General features: G+C 57.6%; 17 protein-coding genes and 1 other annotated feature. Of the genes, 14 read left to right on the forward strand and 3 right to left on the reverse strand.

The features are described 5' to 3' along the window. Positions 1-44 precede the first annotated feature (44 nt). Both sltY and trpR read left to right on the forward strand, forming a co-directional pair. Entirely contained in the window at positions 45-1,982 is a 1,938-nt protein-coding gene (gene sltY, locus HMPREF3142_RS08340; protein WP_048964730.1) for a murein transglycosylase, read from the forward strand. 88 nt (positions 1,983-2,070) lie between these two features. Beyond that, positions 2,071-2,400: a trp operon repressor gene (trpR, locus tag HMPREF3142_RS08345; RefSeq protein WP_008807518.1), complete on the forward strand. Its 330-nt coding sequence runs from the start codon at positions 2,071-2,073 to the stop codon at positions 2,398-2,400. Here trpR and yjjX read toward each other — a convergent pair. Then, positions 2,387-2,902, reverse strand: a complete 516-nt coding sequence (yjjX, locus tag HMPREF3142_RS08350; RefSeq protein ID WP_008807517.1) for an inosine/xanthosine triphosphatase — start codon at positions 2,900-2,902, stop codon at positions 2,387-2,389. The two genes, trpR and yjjX, sit on opposite strands and share 14 nt — an antisense overlap. A gap of 113 nt (positions 2,903-3,015) precedes the next feature. Between yjjX and gpmB the strand changes: the two genes are divergently transcribed. Next, on the forward strand, positions 3,016-3,663 hold the full coding sequence (gpmB, locus tag HMPREF3142_RS08355) for a 2,3-diphosphoglycerate-dependent phosphoglycerate mutase GpmB (RefSeq protein WP_008807516.1): 648 nt from the start codon (positions 3,016-3,018) through the stop codon (positions 3,661-3,663). Here the strand turns inward: gpmB and robA are convergent. Then, positions 3,660-4,529 (reverse strand): MDR efflux pump AcrAB transcriptional activator RobA, encoded by an 870-nt coding sequence (robA, locus tag HMPREF3142_RS08360; protein ID WP_023322045.1) that lies wholly within the window; start codon positions 4,527-4,529, stop codon positions 3,660-3,662. The genes gpmB and robA overlap by 4 nt on opposite strands. A 209-nt stretch (positions 4,530-4,738) precedes the next feature. Between robA and creA the strand changes: the two genes are divergently transcribed. Genes creA through creD form a run of 4 tightly spaced genes read left to right on the forward strand, consistent with a single transcriptional unit; the run spans position 4,739 to position 8,754 of the window. Then, the gene (gene creA / locus HMPREF3142_RS08365; protein WP_070611978.1) at positions 4,739-5,209 is read left to right on the forward strand and encodes a protein CreA; all 471 of its coding nucleotides are present in this window, start codon (positions 4,739-4,741) and stop codon (positions 5,207-5,209) included. A gap of 12 nt (positions 5,210-5,221) precedes the next feature. Continuing rightward, complete coding sequence (creB, locus tag HMPREF3142_RS08370) at positions 5,222-5,911, forward strand: two-component system response regulator CreB (protein WP_043875812.1); 690 nt, start codon at positions 5,222-5,224, stop codon at positions 5,909-5,911. Next, positions 5,911-7,335, forward strand: coding sequence for a two-component system sensor histidine kinase CreC (gene creC, locus HMPREF3142_RS08375; protein ID WP_044613952.1), 1,425 nt, complete (start codon positions 5,911-5,913; stop codon positions 7,333-7,335). The genes creB and creC overlap by 1 nt, the downstream gene beginning before the upstream one ends. Before the next feature lie 60 nt (positions 7,336-7,395). Further along, a complete protein-coding gene (creD, locus tag HMPREF3142_RS08380; RefSeq protein ID WP_043875811.1) occupies positions 7,396-8,754 on the forward strand; it encodes a cell envelope integrity protein CreD in 1,359 nt (452 codons plus the stop codon). Positions 8,755-8,816: 62 nt separating this feature from the next. On the opposite strand, the gene arcA is transcribed toward creD, so the two are convergent. Further along, positions 8,817-9,533, reverse strand: coding sequence for a two-component system response regulator ArcA (gene arcA / locus HMPREF3142_RS08385; protein WP_002887843.1), 717 nt, complete (start codon positions 9,531-9,533; stop codon positions 8,817-8,819). Between the two features lie 95 nt (positions 9,534-9,628). Between arcA and yjjY the strand changes: the two genes are divergently transcribed. The 7 genes from yjjY (at position 9,629) to HMPREF3142_RS08410 (ending at position 16,385) form a co-directional block, all read left to right on the forward strand. Further along, the gene (gene yjjY, locus HMPREF3142_RS28975) at positions 9,629-9,769 is read left to right on the forward strand and encodes a YjjY family protein (RefSeq protein ID WP_001541509.1); all 141 of its coding nucleotides are present in this window, start codon (positions 9,629-9,631) and stop codon (positions 9,767-9,769) included. A 396-nt stretch (positions 9,770-10,165) separates the two neighbouring features. Then, positions 10,166-10,852: a tRNA/rRNA methyltransferase gene (locus HMPREF3142_RS08390; protein WP_008807510.1), complete on the forward strand. Its 687-nt coding sequence runs from the start codon at positions 10,166-10,168 to the stop codon at positions 10,850-10,852. Positions 10,853-11,063: 211 nt separating this feature from the next. Beyond that, entirely contained in the window at positions 11,064-11,132 is a 69-nt protein-coding gene (gene thrL, locus HMPREF3142_RS27600) for a thr operon leader peptide (RefSeq protein ID WP_004222578.1), read from the forward strand. Then, positions 11,071-11,188, forward strand: a sequence feature (Thr leader region). It overlaps the preceding gene by 62 nt. A gap of 25 nt (positions 11,189-11,213) precedes the next feature. Continuing rightward, positions 11,214-13,676: a bifunctional aspartate kinase/homoserine dehydrogenase I gene (gene thrA / locus HMPREF3142_RS08395; protein ID WP_008807509.1), complete on the forward strand. Its 2,463-nt coding sequence runs from the start codon at positions 11,214-11,216 to the stop codon at positions 13,674-13,676. Between the two features lies 1 nt (position 13,677). Beyond that, positions 13,678-14,607 carry a homoserine kinase gene (gene thrB, locus HMPREF3142_RS08400; protein ID WP_070611980.1) on the forward strand — a complete coding sequence of 310 codons (930 nt, stop codon included), beginning with the start codon at positions 13,678-13,680 and terminating at the stop codon, positions 14,605-14,607. 3 nt (positions 14,608-14,610) lie between these two features. Then, a complete protein-coding gene (thrC, locus tag HMPREF3142_RS08405) occupies positions 14,611-15,891 on the forward strand; it encodes a threonine synthase (protein ID WP_070611982.1) in 1,281 nt (426 codons plus the stop codon). A 194-nt stretch (positions 15,892-16,085) separates the two neighbouring features. Continuing rightward, entirely contained in the window at positions 16,086-16,385 is a 300-nt protein-coding gene (locus tag HMPREF3142_RS08410; protein ID WP_012968980.1) for a DUF2502 domain-containing protein, read from the forward strand. Positions 16,386-16,407 lie beyond the last annotated feature (22 nt).

Raw genomic sequence — 16,407 nt, forward strand, 5'->3', positions numbered from 1 at the left:
AGCGGCACGATGCTGCGAAAATGCACCGGAAAGAGGAAGAGCTTGTGGAAAAAGCCAAAAAAATGGCGTGGCGTCTTTTGGCTGCCAGCGTTGGTCTGTTGACGTTGAGTCAGCTGGCGCATGCGGATTCACTGGATGAACAGCGCAACCGCTACGCACAAATTAAGCAGGCGTGGGATAACCGGCAGATGGATGTAGTCGACCAGCTGATGCCCACGTTAAGCACCTATCCCCTGTACCCCTATTTGCAGTACCGGCAGATCACCGACGATCTGATGAACCAGCCGGCACTGGTGGTGAAAAACTTTATTGACGCCAATCCGACGCTGCCCCCGGCGCGTTCATTACGTTCGCGCTTCGTGAATGAACTGGCCCGGCGCAGCGACTGGCGCGGCCTACTGGCGTTTAGTCCCGATAAGCCGACCAGCACCGAGGCACAGTGCAACTATTACTACGCCAAGCTGAGCGTGGGGCAGTCGCAGGAAGCCTGGAGCGGGGCGAAAGACCTGTGGCTGACGGGCAAGAACCAGCCTGGCGCCTGTGAGCCGCTGTTCAACGCCTGGCGCGACTCCGGACAGCAGGATCCGCTGGCCTATCTCGAACGGATCCGCCTGGCGATGAAGGCCGGCAATATCGGGCTGGTCAAATCGCTGGCTCAGCAAATGCCCGGCAACTATCAGAGCATCGCTTCCGCCGTCGTCGCCCTGGCTAACGATCCAAACAGCGTTCTGACCTTCGCCCGCACCACCGGGGCGACGGACTTTACCCGCCAGATGGCCGCCGTCGCCTTCGCCAGCGTCGCCCGTCAGGATGTGGAAAATGCCCGCCTGATGATCCCTTCGCTGGTGCAGGCTCAGCAGCTCAACGAGGATCAAACTCAGGAGCTACGTGATATTGTCGCCTGGCGCCTGATGGGTACCGATGTAACCGAAGAGCAGGCTATCTGGCGCGATGACGCGATTATGCGCTCACAGTCCACGCCGCTGGTGGAGCGGCGCGTGCGGATGGCGCTGGGAACGGGCGATCGCCATGGCCTGAACACCTGGCTGGCGCGCCTGCCGATGGAGGCGAAAGAGAAAGACGAATGGCGCTACTGGCAAGCGGATCTGCTGCTGGAGCGCGGCAGGGACGAGGAGGCGCAGGCGATCCTTCGCTCGTTGATGCAACAGCGAGGCTTCTATCCGATGGTCGCTGCGCAGCGACTTGGCGAGGAGTATACCTTCCGCATCGATAAAGCCTCGGGAACGATCGATCCGGCGCTGGCTTCCGGTCCGGAGATGGCGCGGGTACGCGAGCTGATGTACTGGAATATGGATAACACCGCGCGCACCGAATGGGCGAACCTCGTCACCAGCCGAACCAAATCCCAGCAGGCGCAGCTGGCGCGTTACGCTTTTGATCAGCACTGGTGGGATCTGAGCGTGCAGGCGACGATCGCCGGCAAACTGTGGGATCAGCTGGAGGAGCGCTTCCCGCTGGCGTATAACGATCTGTTCGCGCGTTACATCAGTGGCAAAGATATCCCGCAGAGCTATGCGATGGCGATTGCCCGCCAGGAGAGTGCCTGGAACCCGAAAGTGCGCTCGCCGGTTGGCGCCAGCGGACTGATGCAGATTATGCCGGGCACCGCGACGCATACCGTCAGCATGTTCAGCATTCCCGGCTACAGCGGCCCGTCGCAGCTGTTGGATCCGGAAACCAACATCAACATCGGCACCAGCTATCTGCAGTATGTCTACCAGCAGTTCGGCAATAACCGTATCTATGCCTCGGCGGCCTATAACGCCGGGCCGGGCCGGGTTCGTACCTGGCAGGGGAACAGCGCCGGACGGATCGATGCGGTGGCGTTTGTCGAGAGTATTCCGTTCTCTGAAACCCGCGGCTACGTGAAGAATGTCCTCTCCTATGATGCCTACTATCGTTACTTTATGGGGCAGCAGGATAAGCTCTTCAGCGATGCGGAGTGGCGGCAGCGTTACTGATCGCCGGGAAGTATGTTATGCTTTGTACTCGTTGAAGAGTACATTCGACGGGCAGCGTAAGCTGCCCGTCTCAATATGGTGGCGCGATATGACCCAACAATCTCCTTATTCCGCGGCCGTTGCCGAACAACGTCATCAGGAGTGGCTGCGCTTTGTGGCGCTGTTACAGCAGGCCTATGCTGAGGATCTGCATCTGCCATTGCTGCAGCTGATGCTGACCCCCGACGAGCGCGAAGCGCTGGGCACCCGGGTGCGCATTATTGAAGAGCTGCTGCGCGGTGAGATGAGCCAGCGCGAACTGAAAAATGAGCTCGGCGCCGGGATTGCGACCATTACCCGCGGGTCGAACAGCCTGAAATCAGCGCCGGCCGAACTGCGTCAGTGGCTGGAACAGACGCTGTTGGCTAGCGATAAATAGCGTTATGAAACGGGCTCAACGCCAGCACGACCGCCTGATGGTAAACGCTGCTGCGGGTTAATTTTCCACCGGTGAAAACTCCAATCGCTCCCTCTTTACGACCGATCTGGTCGATGCCGGTATACTGCGACATGACCGGTCCCAGGGCTTCACCAGCGCGAACCTGCTCAAGAATAACCTCAGGTAACGGCAGCGTGGCTGAGCGCGCTTCTCCGCGCCGATCAGCGCTTTCAATGACCACCCAGCTAAAGGTGCTGCCATCGTCGATACCGGCCTCAATGGCCACCCAGAAATCGGCACTGGGTTGGACAAGACGCGCATTGGCGACGCGATTTCGTGCGCCAGCGCGCGTTTCCTCGCTGCCGAAGGGCTGTTCCGGCACGCCGCTCTCGACGGAGACGGACTCAATATGGCAGGATCCTTCGCCGAAAATCTCGTTAAAAGCCTGCAGAATTGCCTGAATTTTGGCGGGATTAGTGGTCGCTGAGACAACATGGTGCATAATCAAAACAACTCAGAATAAACTAACGTCATCGCAGTATACTCTAAATCACCCTCAGGGCAGGCGGTAATGCCCAAACCCGGTTGATAACGAGTCCAGAACGGAAAAAAAGCATGTTACAGGTATACCTTGTTCGCCACGGTGAAACGCAGTGGAACGCCGAGCGACGTATTCAGGGTCAGTCCGATAGCCCGCTGACCGCACACGGTGAGCGCCAGGCCTGGCAGGTTGGCGAGCGCGCCAGAACGCTGGGGATCACCCATATTATTACCAGCGATCTGGGACGAACCCGCCGCACAGCAGAGATTATCGCCGAAGCCTGCGGCTGCAGCGTGATCGCCGATGCGCGTCTGCGCGAGCTGGATATGGGGGTGCTGGAGAAGCGCCATATCGACTCGCTCAGCGACGAAGAAGAGGGCTGGCGTCGCCAACTGGTCAACGGCACGCCGGATGGCCGTATTCCGCAGGGCGAATCGATGCAGGAGCTCAGCGAGCGGATGCATGCGGCGCTGGCATCCTGTCTGGAATTACCGGCCGGTAGCCGACCACTGCTGGTGAGTCATGGGATTGCGCTGGGCTGCCTGGTGAGCACGATTTTAGGGCTGCCAGCATACGCTGAGCGTCGTTTGCGACTGCGCAACTGCTCTATCTCGCGCGTTGACTATCAGCAAAGCCCGTGGCTGGCTTCCGGCTGGGTGGTGGAAACGGCGGGCGACGTCTCGCATCTTGACGCCCCCGCGATGGACGAGCTGCAGCGTTAATGACGAATCGGGATCAGATACTCGCAGCGTAACTGAATCGGCGTAGCCTGATCCCGGTTTTCATCTTCAGGGTAGAAGCGTTCAATATCCAGCCCCTTGCGACGGGTCAGGTTTAGCATCGGCATGCAGGTACCGTAGACCGTCAGGATGAATTCCTGCAGGCCGGTGCCCAGTCCTTCATACGTGAACATGACATACTCGCCGCCCTCCAGGGTGACCGGGTGGGCGTTCTGCAGATGACCATTAGCCATCTCCGGCGTCAACGCGGTGGTATAGAACACTTCCTGCTCATCGTCTTTCTCCAGGCTCGGACGCGGCTCATGCAGCCCGTAGAGCACCGGAGGGATCGACGGCGAATTGCCGAGGAAGTCCCGCCAGAACTGGACGCGCATCTGGTTGCGGAAATCGGAGATTTCCTCGAGCTTACAGGTATAGCTCTGGGTGACGCCGAGCAACTGAGTGGTGGGCAGGGCGACAAATTCATGTTTTGGCAGCGTGAATTCGCCAAGACGCAGCGGCGGACGCATACCGAACGAGCTCCAGTCCGGGGAGCGGCGGTAGAGCGCCGGCGTCAGCGAGAACTGCTTTTTAAATGCCCGGGTGAAGGTCTGCTGGGAGTCGAAACGGTACTGAAGCGCAATATCAAGGATTGGACGGGCGGTTAGACGTAATGCGACAGCAGATTTCGATAACCGGCGCGCGCGAATATAGGCACCGATGGCATGGCCGGTGACATCCTTAAACATTCGCTGTAAATGCCACTTGGAATAACCTGCCTTCGCCGCCACATTGTCCAGAGAAAGCGGCTGATCCAGGTGACCTTCCAGCCAGCTAAGGAGATCGCGAATAATCCCTGCTTGATCCATAAAATGTCCCCATCCTTAAACACAGGTGCCTGATATTAAAGTAGCGGATAATAGCATTTTTTGATGTTTTAGCATTCAGTGTTTTTTTTGCTTTTAAATGCGGAAGGTCAGTGGAGCTGAACGATAATTTTGTAAAGCTGTGATCTATAAACCTTTTCTGCTAAGTGCGTGATAATCACTCAGCTATATTTTTTAATAATGGTAACAATATGAAATACAAGAAGTTTGCGATGGGCCTGCTGCTGGCCGGCTGCCAGATGGCTCAGGCGGAGCAGATTGGTTCCGTGGATACGGTCTTCAAATGGTTAGGGCCGGATCACAAAATTGTCGTCGAAGCCTTTGACGATCCGGATGTGCAGAACGTGACCTGCTATATCAGCCGGGCGAAAACCGGCGGGATCAAAGGCGGGTTGGGGCTGGCGGAAGATACCTCTGACGCGGCCATCTCCTGCCAGCAGGTCGGGCCGATTGAGCTGACGGACAAAATCAAAAACGGCAAAAGCCAGGGTGACGTGGTGTTCCAGAAGCGCACCTCGCTGGTGTTTAAAAAACTGCAGGTCGTGCGTTTCTATGATGCGAAGCGCAATGCGCTGGTCTATCTGACCTACTCGGATAAAGTGGTTGATGGCTCGCCGAAGAACGCCATCAGCGCCGTGCCGATCATGCCATGGAATAAATAAACGGGAGCGCGCATGCAGCAGCCACGGATTTGGTTAGTTGAGGATGAACAGAGTATCGCTGATACCCTGGTTTACATGCTGCAGCAGGAGGGCTTCCAGGTCACCGTCTTTGGCCGCGGGTTGCCCGCGCTGGAGGCGGCGGCGCATCAGGCGCCCGATGTCGCCATCCTTGACGTCGGCTTGCCGGATATCAGCGGCTTTGAGCTCTGTCGGCGCCTGCAGACGCGTTATCCGGCGCTGCCGGTGCTGTTTCTGACGGCGCGGAGCGACGAGGTCGATAAGCTGCTGGGGCTGGAAATCGGCGCTGACGATTATATCGCCAAGCCGTTTTCGCCGCGCGAAGTCTGCGCGCGGGTGCGAACCGTGCTGCGGCGACTGCAGAAGTTTGCCGCGCCTTCGCCGGTGGTGCGCGTCGGCGAGTTTGTGCTCGATGAGCAGGCGGCGTCGATAAGCTGGTTCGGCCAGCCGCTGAACCTGACGCGCTACGAATTCCTGCTGTTGAAAACCCTGCTTCACGCGCCTGGTCGCGTCTTCTCCCGTCAGCAATTGATGGAGCTGGTGTGGAGCGATGCCTGGGAAAGCCTCGACCGTACCGTCGATACCCATATCAAAACCCTGCGCGCCAAGCTGCGGGCCGTGAATCCCGAGGTTACGCCGATCAATACCCATCGTGGCATGGGCTACAGCCTGGGGCGTGGCTGATGCGTATCGGCATGCGCCTGCTGCTGGGCTATTTTCTTATCGTCGCTATCGCCGCGTGGTTTGTGCTGTCGATCTTTGTCCAGGAAGTGAAGCCAGGCGTGCGCCGGGCGACGGAGGGGACCCTCAACGATACCGCCACGCTGCTGGCGGCGCTGGCGCGTGAGGATCTGCTGGCGGCAAATCCGCAGCAGGGCAGGCTGGCTCAGGCCTTTCAACGGCTCAACCAGCAGCCGATCAACGCCCATATTGGCGGAATTAAAAAGGTGCGTAATGAGTACCGTGTCTATCTGACCGATGCCAGGGGCAAGGTAGTGTTTGACTCCAGCGGACAGGCGACAGGGCAGGACTATTCGCGCTGGAATGACGTCTGGCTCACCCTGCGCGGCCAGTACGGCGCGCGTAGTACGCGCAGCGATCCGCATGATGAAACCAGCTCAGTCATGTATATCGCCGCGCCAGTGATGGATAAGGGGCGGATTATCGGGGTGCTGAGCGTCGGTAAACCCAACCTGGCGATGACGCCGGTCATCAAGCGCAGCGAACGGCGGATCCTCTGGGCCGGCGGCGCCCTGCTGGGCATTGCGTTGTTGATTGGCGTCGGCGTCGTCTGGTGGATCAATTTCTCTATCGGCAAGCTGGTGCGCTATGCGGACTCGGTGACCGCTGAGCGCCCGCTGCCGCTGCCGGAGGTTGGCAGCAGCGAATTGCGCAAGCTGGCCCAGGCCCTGGAGAGCATGCGGGTAAAGCTCGAAGGTAAGAATGCCATCGAAAACTATGTCTATGACCTGACCCATGAACTGAAAAGCCCGCTGGCGGCCATCCGCGGCGCGGCGGAGATCCTGCGCGAAGGGCCGCCGCCTGCTGTGGCGGCGCGGTTTACTGATAATATCCTCGCGCAAAACACCCGGATGCAACTGCTGGTGGAGCGGCTGCTCCAGCAGGCGCGACTGGAAAGCCGGCTGGAGATAAAGCCGCAGCCGGTGTCGATAGATGCGCTATACCAACGGCTGACGGAGGAGCGTGACATCGCTCTGGCGGCGAAAGCTATCACCCTGCGCTGGCGGGAGAGTGGGATGCTGGTCAATGGCGATGGCGAGCTGCTGGCCCAGGCGCTGGGTAATCTGCTCGACAACGCGATTGACTTTACCCCCAAGGGCGGCGAGATCGCCCTGGCTGCGGAGAAGCGAAATGAAGAGGTGCAATTGAGCGTTATCGACAACGGGTGCGGTATTCCGGACTATGCCCTGGAACGAATCTTTGAGCGATTCTACTCGCTACCGCGCGAAGACGGCCATAAGAGCAGCGGCCTGGGACTGGCGTTCGTTCGTGAAGTCGCGCGCCTGCATCACGGCGATATCAATCTGCACAATCGGCCCGAAGGCGGCGTGGTGGCCACGCTGCGACTTCACCGTCCCTTCACATAGCTTCAAATTCCCCCCACATAGCCGCTCTACAGTGAGGCCATCACGATAGGGAGAAAGGCTATGTTGAAATCACCGTTATTCTGGAAAATCACCACGTTAATCGGTTGTGTTGTGCTGTTATCTTTGCCGTTAATGATGGTCAGGGAGCTTATTAATGAGCGGGCGGATTATCGTAGCGAAGTGGTGGACGCCATTGAGCAAAGCACCAGTGGTTCGCAAAAACTTGCCGGGCCGCTGATCGCTATTCCGATAACCGAGACCTTGTCCCGCATGGAGAACCAAAAAGAGGTCAACTATCAGCGGAGCTGGGAGTACTACTGGCTGCCGGAGTCGCTGGCGGTCACCGGCAAACAGACCGTGGAGTCGAGGAGGGTGGGCATCTACAGCGGCCAGGTCTGGCATAACGCCTTGCAGATTAAGGCCTCGTTTGATCCGCTGCGTCTGGCGGCGCTGAGAAAAACGAATATCGTCTTAGGCCCGCCGCGGCTGGTGGTGAGCGTCGGCGATGCCCGCGGTATTGGCGCCATCCATGCCCCGGAGGTCAACGGTAACGTATTAAGCGTGGAGCCGGGGCTGGGGATAAGCGGCGATGGCGCAGGTATTCATATGCCAATGCCTGCGCTGGCGCAGGACAACAAGCCGCTTGAGATTGCCTTTTCACTCGATCTGAACGGGACGGGAGAGTTTTCACTGGTGCCGATCGGGCGTAACAGCGAGCTGCAGTTAACCAGTAACTGGCCGCATCCCGGCTTTCTCGGCAGCTTCCTGCCAACGCAACGGGAAGTGAGTGCTGCCGGCTATCGCGCCCACTGGCAAAGCAGCTGGTTCGCCAACGATATGGGGAGCTATTTTAAGGATGATATGGAGATCCCGTGGTCGCGGCTGCCGGCGTTCAGTGCCGATGTGATGTCCCTTGCCGACCAGTACCAGCTAACCGATCGGGCGACAAAATATGCCATCCTGTTAATCGGGCTCACCTTTATGGCTTTTTTCGTGTTCGAGAGCCTGACCCGTCGTCCCCTGCATCCGATGCAGTATCTGCTGGTGGGCCTGTCGCTGGTGCTGTTTTACCTGGTGCTGCTGGCGCTCTCGGAGCACGTTGGATTTACCGCCGCCTGGCTGGCGGCCAGCCTGTCCGGCGCGGTGATGAACGGGGTCTATTTACAGGCAGTGCTCAGGGGATGGCGTAACAGCCTGCTGTTTGTCGCCGCGCTGCTGCTGCTGGATGGTGTGATGTGGTTTCTGCTGCATTCCGAGGACAGCGCGCTACTGCTGGGTACCGGGGTACTGGTACTGGCGCTGAGCGTCCTGATGTTTTTGACCCGCCGGGTGGACTGGTATGCGTTATCGTTACCGAAAGGCAGTGCGCCCCCGCCGCCGGCTGCCGATGACGACAAACTGCGCCTCTGGAAAGAGTGATGACATAAAAAAACGGCGCCCTGAGGCGCCGTTTTCACATCATGGCTGCGGAATAAAACGCATTATTCCTGCAGATCGCCACAGAAACGGTAGCCTTCACCGTGAATGGTGGCGATGATTTCCGGGGTATCCGGAGTGGATTCGAAGTGTTTACGAATCCGACGAATGGTCACGTCAACGGTACGGTCATGCGGCTTCAGCTCGCGACCGGTCATTTTCTTCAGCAGCTCGGCGCGAGACTGAATTTTGCCCGGGTTTTCGCAGAAGTGCAGCATCGCGCGGAATTCACTGCGCGGCAGCTTGTACTGCTCGCCGTTCGGGCTCACCAGTGAGCGGCTGTTGATATCGAGTTCCCAACCATTGAACTTGTAGCTCTCCACGCTGCGGCGCTCTTCGCTCACGGTACCGAGATTCATGGTACGGGAGAGCAGGTTGCGCGCGCGGATGGTCAGCTCACGCGGGTTAAACGGTTTAGTGATATAGTCGTCAGCGCCGATTTCGAGGCCAAGGATCTTATCCACTTCGTTGTCGCGGCCGGTTAAGAACATCAGCGCGACGTCAGCCTGCTCACGCAACTCGCGCGCCAGCAGAAGACCATTTTTACCCGGCAGGTTGATATCCATGATTACCAGGTTGATATCATTTTCAGACAGGATCTGATGCATTTCCGCGCCATCGGTCGCTTCGAATACATCGTAACCTTCTGCTTCGAAAATACTTTTTAACGTGTTGCGTGTTACCAACTCGTCTTCAACGATAAGAATGTGCGGGGTCTGCATGTTTGCTACCTAAATTGCCAACTAAATCGAAACAGGAAGTACCAAAGTCCCTGACCTGCCTGCTGCATGTCGCAAATTAACATGCGCGGCGTAACATGACTAAAGTACGTAATTGCGTTCTTGATGCACTTTCCATCAACGTCAACAACATCATTAGCTTGGTCGTGGGTACTTTCCCTCTGGACCCGACGGTGTCAAAAACGGCTGTCATCCTAACCATTTTAACAGCAACATAACAGGCTAAGAGAGGCCGAACACCCAATAAAACTACGCTTCGTTGACATATATCAAGTTCAATTGTAGCACGTTAACAGTCTTGTGAAATCATTGCATCGTCATGCTCTTTATAGTCACAATCCTTACACAGCTCAACTAGTTGCGTGGATAAATTAATAAATACAGTGAATCCAATGCATGGAACGATGGCTCAGATGAAATTTCATTGCCCATCATATGGATAAATGGGTTCTGTTAACATACTCCTCGTCATGGCCTCCTGAGAACAGTTTAGATTTTTTTATGGGTAAGCAAACGCAATTTTAGTGATTTTTGTTGCAAATTTGTAAATTTTCACCGCGTAAAATGGTGGGGCCAGCGCTTCGCCAACGCCTGAGAGAGAGAAAGAAACCGCAATGCGTTTAACGATTATTTTAGTCGCCCCAGCCCGGGCAGAAAACGTCGGTGCCGCTGCCAGAGCAATGAAAACGATGGGATTTCGCGATCTCAGGATCGTGGACAGTGAAGCCCACCTGGCGCCAGCGGCACGCTGGGTGGCGCATGGCTCAGGTGACATCCTCGATGGCGTCACTACCTATCCAACCCTTGCTGCGGCGCTGCACGACGTCGATTTTACCGTCGCCACCACCGCCCGCAGTCGCGCGCGGTTTCACTACTACGCCACGCCGCAGCAACTGTTGCCGCTGCTGGAGGAGAAGGCGCAGTGGATGACGCACGCGGCGCTGGTTTTTGGCCGTGAAGACTCCGGGTTGAGCAATGAGGAGCTGGCCCTGGCCGATGTGCTCACCGGCGTGCCGATGGTAGCGGATTATCCATCGCTCAATCTCGGCCAGTCGGTGATGGTCTACTGTTATCAATTAGCATCGCTTATGCAACAAACGGCTCCCGCCGCCGCCGCGGCAGATCATCATCAGCTGCAGGCATTACGCATCCGCACCGAGGCATTGCTTTCGCGTTTAGGCGTGGAAGAGGATGCCAAACTGGCCGACTGGCTGGCGCAACGAATGGGGCTGCTGCAGCAGCGCGACACGGCAATGTTGCATCGATTGCTGCATGATATTGAAAAAAACCTGCCAGAATAAAGCTCTGTCATATTTTTTGTTTATAGTTATCTGTGCTGTTTTTGTGGGCTGAATTCCGCCGAACTGGATGTTTTTTCTTGCCATGACGGCGCAATACGTAAGCTGGCTGAAATGGGGTTAATTGAGAAATTCATTGACTTAAGAAGGCAGATACTTTAACCAATATAGGCAGGACACACAGACAGATAAAAATACAGAGTACACAACATCCATGAATCGCATCGGCATGATTACCACCATTATCACCACCACCATTACCACAGGTAACGGTGCGGGCTGACGCGTACAGGAAACACAGAAAAAAGCCCGCACCTGAACAGTGCGGGCTTTTTTTTTGACAAGAGATCAAGGGGTAAGAACCATGCGAGTGTTGAAGTTCGGCGGTACATCAGTGGCAAATGCGGAACGTTTTCTGCGGGTTGCCGATATTCTGGAGAGTAATGCCAGGCAGGGGCAGGTAGCGACCGTACTGTCTGCCCCGGCGAAGATCACCAACCACCTGGTGGCGATGATTGAAAAAACGATCGGTGGCCAGGATGCCCTCCCGAATATTGCCGACGCTGAACGCATTTTTGCCGAACTTCTCCAGGGCCTTGCCGATGCCCAGCCAGCTTTCCCGCTTGCCCAGCTGAAAGCCTTCGTTGAGCAGGAATTTGCTCAGATTAAGCATGTCCTGCACGGCATCAGCCTGCTGGGCCAGTGCCCGGACGGAGTGAATGCCGCGCTGATCTGCCGTGGCGAAAAGCTCTCCATCGCCATCATGGCGGGTCTGCTGGAAGCCCGTGGACATAAAGTCAGTGTGATTAACCCGGTCGAAAAACTGCTCGCCGTGGGCCACTATCTGGAATCCACCGTCGATATCGCCGAATCCACCCGCCGCATTGCCGCCAGCCAGATCCCGGCAGACCATATGATCCTGATGGCCGGATTTACCGCCGGCAATGAGAAGGGCGAACTGGTGGTGCTGGGGCGTAACGGCTCCGACTATTCGGCGGCGGTACTGGCCGCCTGCCTGCGCGCGGACTGTTGCGAAATCTGGACCGATGTCGACGGGGTGTATACTTGCGATCCGCGCCAGGTGCCAGATGCGCGTCTGCTGAAATCAATGTCTTATCAGGAGGCGATGGAGCTCTCCTACTTTGGCGCGAAAGTGCTGCATCCGCGCACCATTGCCCCTATCGCTCAGTTTCAGATCCCATGCCTGATCAAAAATACCGGCAACCCGCAGGCGCCGGGAACGCTCATCGGCGCCAGTCGCGATGAAGACGACCTGCCGGTGAAAGGCATCTCTAACCTCAACAATATGGCGATGTTCAACGTCTCCGGTCCGGGGATGAAAGGTATGGTCGGCATGGCGGCACGCGTCTTCGCCACCATGTCCCGCGCTGGCATCTCGGTGGTATTGATCACCCAATCCTCTTCGGAGTACAGCATCAGTTTCTGCGTGCCGCAGAGCGATTGCGCTCGTGCCAAACGGGCGATGGAAGATGAGTTTTATCTCGAGCTGAAAGAGGGGCTGCTGGAGCCGCTGGCCATTATGGAGCGTCTGGCCATCATCTCCGTGGTGGGCGACGGGATGCGTACCCTGCGCGGTATCTCGGCGAAATTTTTTGCGGCGCTGGCCCGCGCCAATATCAATATCGTGGCGATTGCCCAGGGCTCTTCCGAGCGCTCTATTTCGGTGGTGGTCAGCAATGACGACGCCACCACCGGCGTGCGCGTGACCCATCAGATGCTGTTCAACACCGACCAGGTGATTGAAGTGTTTGTCATCGGCGTCGGCGGCGTCGGCGGCGCGCTGCTGGAGCAGATCAAGCGCCAGCAGGGATGGCTGAAGAACAAACATATCGATCTGCGCGTCTGCGGTGTAGCCAATTCTCAGGCGCTGCTGACCAGCGTTCATGGCCTGAATCTGGAGAACTGGAGTGAAGCGCTGGCGGAGGCGAAAGAGCCGTTTAATCTTGGCCGTCTGATCCGCCTGGTGAAAGAGTACCACCTGCTCAATCCGGTGATCGTCGACTGTACCTCCAGCCAGGCGGTCGCCGATCAGTACGCCGACTTCCTGCGCGAAGGTTTCCATGTGGTGACGCCGAACAAAAAGGCCAATACCTCTTCGCTGGATTACTATCACCAGTTGCGCCATGCGGCCAGCAGCTCGCGCCGTAAGTTCCTCTATGACACTAACGTTGGCGCTGGCCTGCCGGTGATTGAGAACCTGCAGAACCTGCTCAACGCCGGCGATGAGCTGCGCCACTTCTCCGGGATCCTTTCCGGCTCTCTGTCCTTTATCTTCGGCAAGCTGGACGAGGGGGTGAGTTTCTCAGCCGCGACGGCGCTGGCCCGTGAGATGGGGTATACCGAGCCGGATCCGCGCGACGATTTATCCGGGGTGGATGTCGCGCGTAAGCTGTTGATTCTGGCCCGTGAGACCGGGCGTGAACTGGAGCTGTCAGACATTATCGTGGAGTCGGCGCTGCCGGCGGACTTCGACGCCAGCGGCGACGTCGAAACCTTTATGGCCCGTCTGCCCTCGCTGGACGATGGGTTTGCCTCGCGGGTTGCTAAGGCACGTGATGAAGGTAAAGTCTTGCGCTACGTCGGTAACATCGAAGAGGATGGTACCTGCCGCGTGAAAATTGCCGCCGTTGACGGCAACGATCCATTATTCAAAGTCAAAAATGGTGAGAACGCGCTGGCCTTTTACAGCCACTATTATCAGCCACTGCCGCTGGTGCTGCGCGGCTATGGCGCCGGGAACGACGTCACGGCGGCCGGCGTATTTGCCGACCTGCTGCGCACCTTGTCCTGGAAGTTAGGAGTTTAAGATGGTCAAAGTATATGCCCCGGCTTCCAGTGCCAATATGAGCGTCGGGTTTGATGTGTTGGGCGCGGCGGTCACGCCGGTGGATGGCACGCTGCTGGGCGATAACGTCACTGTTGAAGCGGCAGAGCAATTCAGTCTGCACAATCTGGGACGCTTCGCCAGCAAACTGCCGACGGCGCCGCAGGAAAACATTGTTTATCAGTGCTGGGAAAGCTTTTGCCGGGAGATCGGTAAGACGGTACCGGTGACGATGACCCTGGAAAAAAACATGCCGATCGGCTCCGGGCTCGGCTCCAGCGCCTGCTCGGTGGTCGCCGCGCTGGTGGCCATGAACGAGTTCTGCGGTAAGCCGCTCAACGAGACGCGGATGCTGGCGCTGATGGGGGAGATGGAAGGGCGTATCTCCGGCAGCATTCACTACGATAATGTGGCGCCGTGCTATCTTGGCGGCATGCAGTTGATGATCGAAGAGAACGGGATTATCAGCCAGCAGGTGCCGGGGTTTGATGAGTGGCTGTGGGTGTTGGCCTATCCGGGGATTAAAGTATCCACCGCCGAAGCGCGGGCGATTCTGCCGGCACAATACCGCCGCCAGGATTGTATCGCCCATGGTCGCCACCTCGCGGGCTTTATTCATGCCTGCTACACCCGCCAGCCGCAGCTGGCGGCAAAATTGATGAAAGATGTCATTGCCGAACCGTACCGTACCAAACTGTTGCCGGGCTTTAGCGAAGCGCGCCAGGCGACAATGGAGATCGGTGCGCAGGCTTGCGGCATCTCCGGCTCTGGCCCGACGCTGTTTGCGTTGTGTGATAAACCGGACACCGCACAGCGCATCGCCGACTGGCTTGGCACGCACTATCTGCAGAATCAGGAAGGCTTTGTTCATATTTGCCGGCTGGACACGGCGGGCGCACGCGTAGTGGGATAACCAATGAAACTGTATAACTTAAAAGATCATAACGAGCAGGTCAGCTTTGCGCAGGCCGTCACCCAGGGACTTGGCAAGCATCAGGGTCTGTTCTTTCCGCACGATCTGCCGGAATTCAGCCTGACTGAAATCGACGACATGCTGGCGCAGGATTTTGTCACCCGCAGCGCCAAAATTTTATCGGCCTTTATCGGCGATGAGATCCCGCAGGATGTCCTGCAGCAGCGGGTGCGCGCAGCGTTTGCGTTTCCGGCGCCAGTAAGAAAGGTTCAGGACGATGTCGGCTGCCTGGAGCTGTTCCATGGCCCCACGCTGGCGTTCAAGGATTTCGGCGGCCGCTTTATGGCGCAGATGCTGACCCATATCGCCGGCGATAAGCCGGTCACCATTCTCACCGCAACCTCCGGCGACACCGGGGCGGCGGTGGCGCATGCCTTCTACGGTCTGCCGAACGTCAAGGTCGTGATCCTCTATCCGCGCGGTAAGATCAGCCCGCTGCAGGAGAAGCTGTTCTGTACCCTCGGCGGCAACATTGAAACCGTGGCGATTGATGGCGACTTTGATGCCTGCCAGGCGCTGGTGAAGCAGGCGTTTGACGATGAAGAGCTGAAGGCCACGCTGGGGCTCAACTCGGCTAACTCCATCAACATCAGCCGCCTGCTGGCGCAGATCTGCTACTACTTCGAAGCGGCGGCGCAGCTGCCGCAGGAAGCTCGCAATCAGCTGGTGATTTCCGTGCCAAGCGGCAACTTCGGCGATCTGACCGCTGGTCTGCTGGCCAAGTCGCTGGGTCTGCCGATTAAGCGCTTTATTGCCGCCACCAACGCGAACGACACCGTTCCCCGTTATCTGCAGGGCGGCGAGTGGGCGCCAAAAGCTACCCAGGCGACGCTGTCTAACGCCATGGACGTCAGCCAGCCGAACAACTGGCCGCGCGTCGAGGAGCTGTTCCGCCGTAAAATCTGGCGCCTGAGCGAGCTGGGTTACGCCGCGGTCGATGATGAGACCACCAAAGCGGCGATGCGCGAGCTGAAGGCCATCGGCTACATCTCTGAGCCGCACGCGGCGATTGCCTGGCGCGCGCTGCGCGATCAGCTGCAGCCGGGAGAGTACGGCCTGTTCCTCGGTACCGCGCATCCGGCGAAATTCAAAGAGAGCGTGGAAGAGATCCTGCAGGAAACCCTGCCGCTGCCGAAGGAGCTGGCTGACCGCGCCGACCTGCCGCTGCTGTCCCACAATCTGCCGGCGGATTTCGCCGCGCTGCGTAAGCTGATGATGGGCTAGTATTGTCGTTCATCTACCAGCTAAACCGGGCCTGGTGCCCGGTTTTTTTACGCTCGAAGATGGAGATATTGTGTACGAACGAGCAATAAATGCGGCGCACTCTAGATTCAGATTGCAGAGAATAATCAGAATAGTTTTGTGGCGTTAATATTTTGCTATCGGCCCATAACGGGGACGGATAGAAGAGGTCACTTATGACAACGCTGAAATCTGCTTTGCTGGCACTTTCTATATTGCTGGTCGCTCCTGCGTTGGTTCATGCCGACGAAATCACCCTGCTCCCGGCGGTGAAGCTGCAAATCGGCGATCGCGATGATTATGGGCACTACTGGGATGGCGATCATTGGCGCGATCGTGACTGGTGGGCTCACCATTATGACTGGCGTGACGATCGCTGGCGCCCGCATGATGATTATCGCCACCATGATCGCGACGATGATGACGATCAAGGCCATCATGGCCATGGGCACGAGCGGCATCACCACGACGACTGATCATCTTTGCCCCCGCTGAGAG

This window comes from Klebsiella sp. HMSC16C06 (genome assembly GCF_001808325.1).
Classification (GTDB): Bacteria; Pseudomonadota; Gammaproteobacteria; order Enterobacterales; family Enterobacteriaceae; genus Klebsiella; species Klebsiella variicola.

Excerpts from the sequence above, each read along its gene's own strand:
- trpR (WP_008807518.1), top strand. The coding sequence starts at position 2,071 with ATGACCCAACAATCTCCTTATTCCGCGGCCGTTGCCGAACAACGTCAT.
- yjjX (WP_008807517.1), bottom strand. The coding sequence starts at position 2,902 with ATGCACCATGTTGTCTCAGCGACCACTAATCCCGCCAAAATTCAGGCA.
- gpmB (WP_008807516.1), top strand. The coding sequence starts at position 3,016 with ATGTTACAGGTATACCTTGTTCGCCACGGTGAAACGCAGTGGAACGCC.
- robA (WP_023322045.1), bottom strand. The coding sequence starts at position 4,529 with ATGGATCAAGCAGGGATTATTCGCGATCTCCTTAGCTGGCTGGAAGGT.
- creA (WP_070611978.1), top strand. The coding sequence starts at position 4,739 with ATGAAATACAAGAAGTTTGCGATGGGCCTGCTGCTGGCCGGCTGCCAG.
- creB (WP_043875812.1), top strand. The coding sequence starts at position 5,222 with ATGCAGCAGCCACGGATTTGGTTAGTTGAGGATGAACAGAGTATCGCT.
- creC (WP_044613952.1), top strand. The coding sequence starts at position 5,911 with ATGCGTATCGGCATGCGCCTGCTGCTGGGCTATTTTCTTATCGTCGCT.
- creD (WP_043875811.1), top strand. The coding sequence starts at position 7,396 with ATGTTGAAATCACCGTTATTCTGGAAAATCACCACGTTAATCGGTTGT.
- arcA (WP_002887843.1), bottom strand. The coding sequence starts at position 9,533 with ATGCAGACCCCGCACATTCTTATCGTTGAAGACGAGTTGGTAACACGC.
- yjjY (WP_001541509.1), top strand. The coding sequence starts at position 9,629 with ATGACTAAAGTACGTAATTGCGTTCTTGATGCACTTTCCATCAACGTC.
- HMPREF3142_RS08390 (WP_008807510.1), top strand. The coding sequence starts at position 10,166 with ATGCGTTTAACGATTATTTTAGTCGCCCCAGCCCGGGCAGAAAACGTC.
- thrA (WP_008807509.1), top strand. The coding sequence starts at position 11,214 with ATGCGAGTGTTGAAGTTCGGCGGTACATCAGTGGCAAATGCGGAACGT.
- thrB (WP_070611980.1), top strand. The coding sequence starts at position 13,678 with ATGGTCAAAGTATATGCCCCGGCTTCCAGTGCCAATATGAGCGTCGGG.
- thrC (WP_070611982.1), top strand. The coding sequence starts at position 14,611 with ATGAAACTGTATAACTTAAAAGATCATAACGAGCAGGTCAGCTTTGCG.
- HMPREF3142_RS08410 (WP_012968980.1), top strand. The coding sequence starts at position 16,086 with ATGACAACGCTGAAATCTGCTTTGCTGGCACTTTCTATATTGCTGGTC.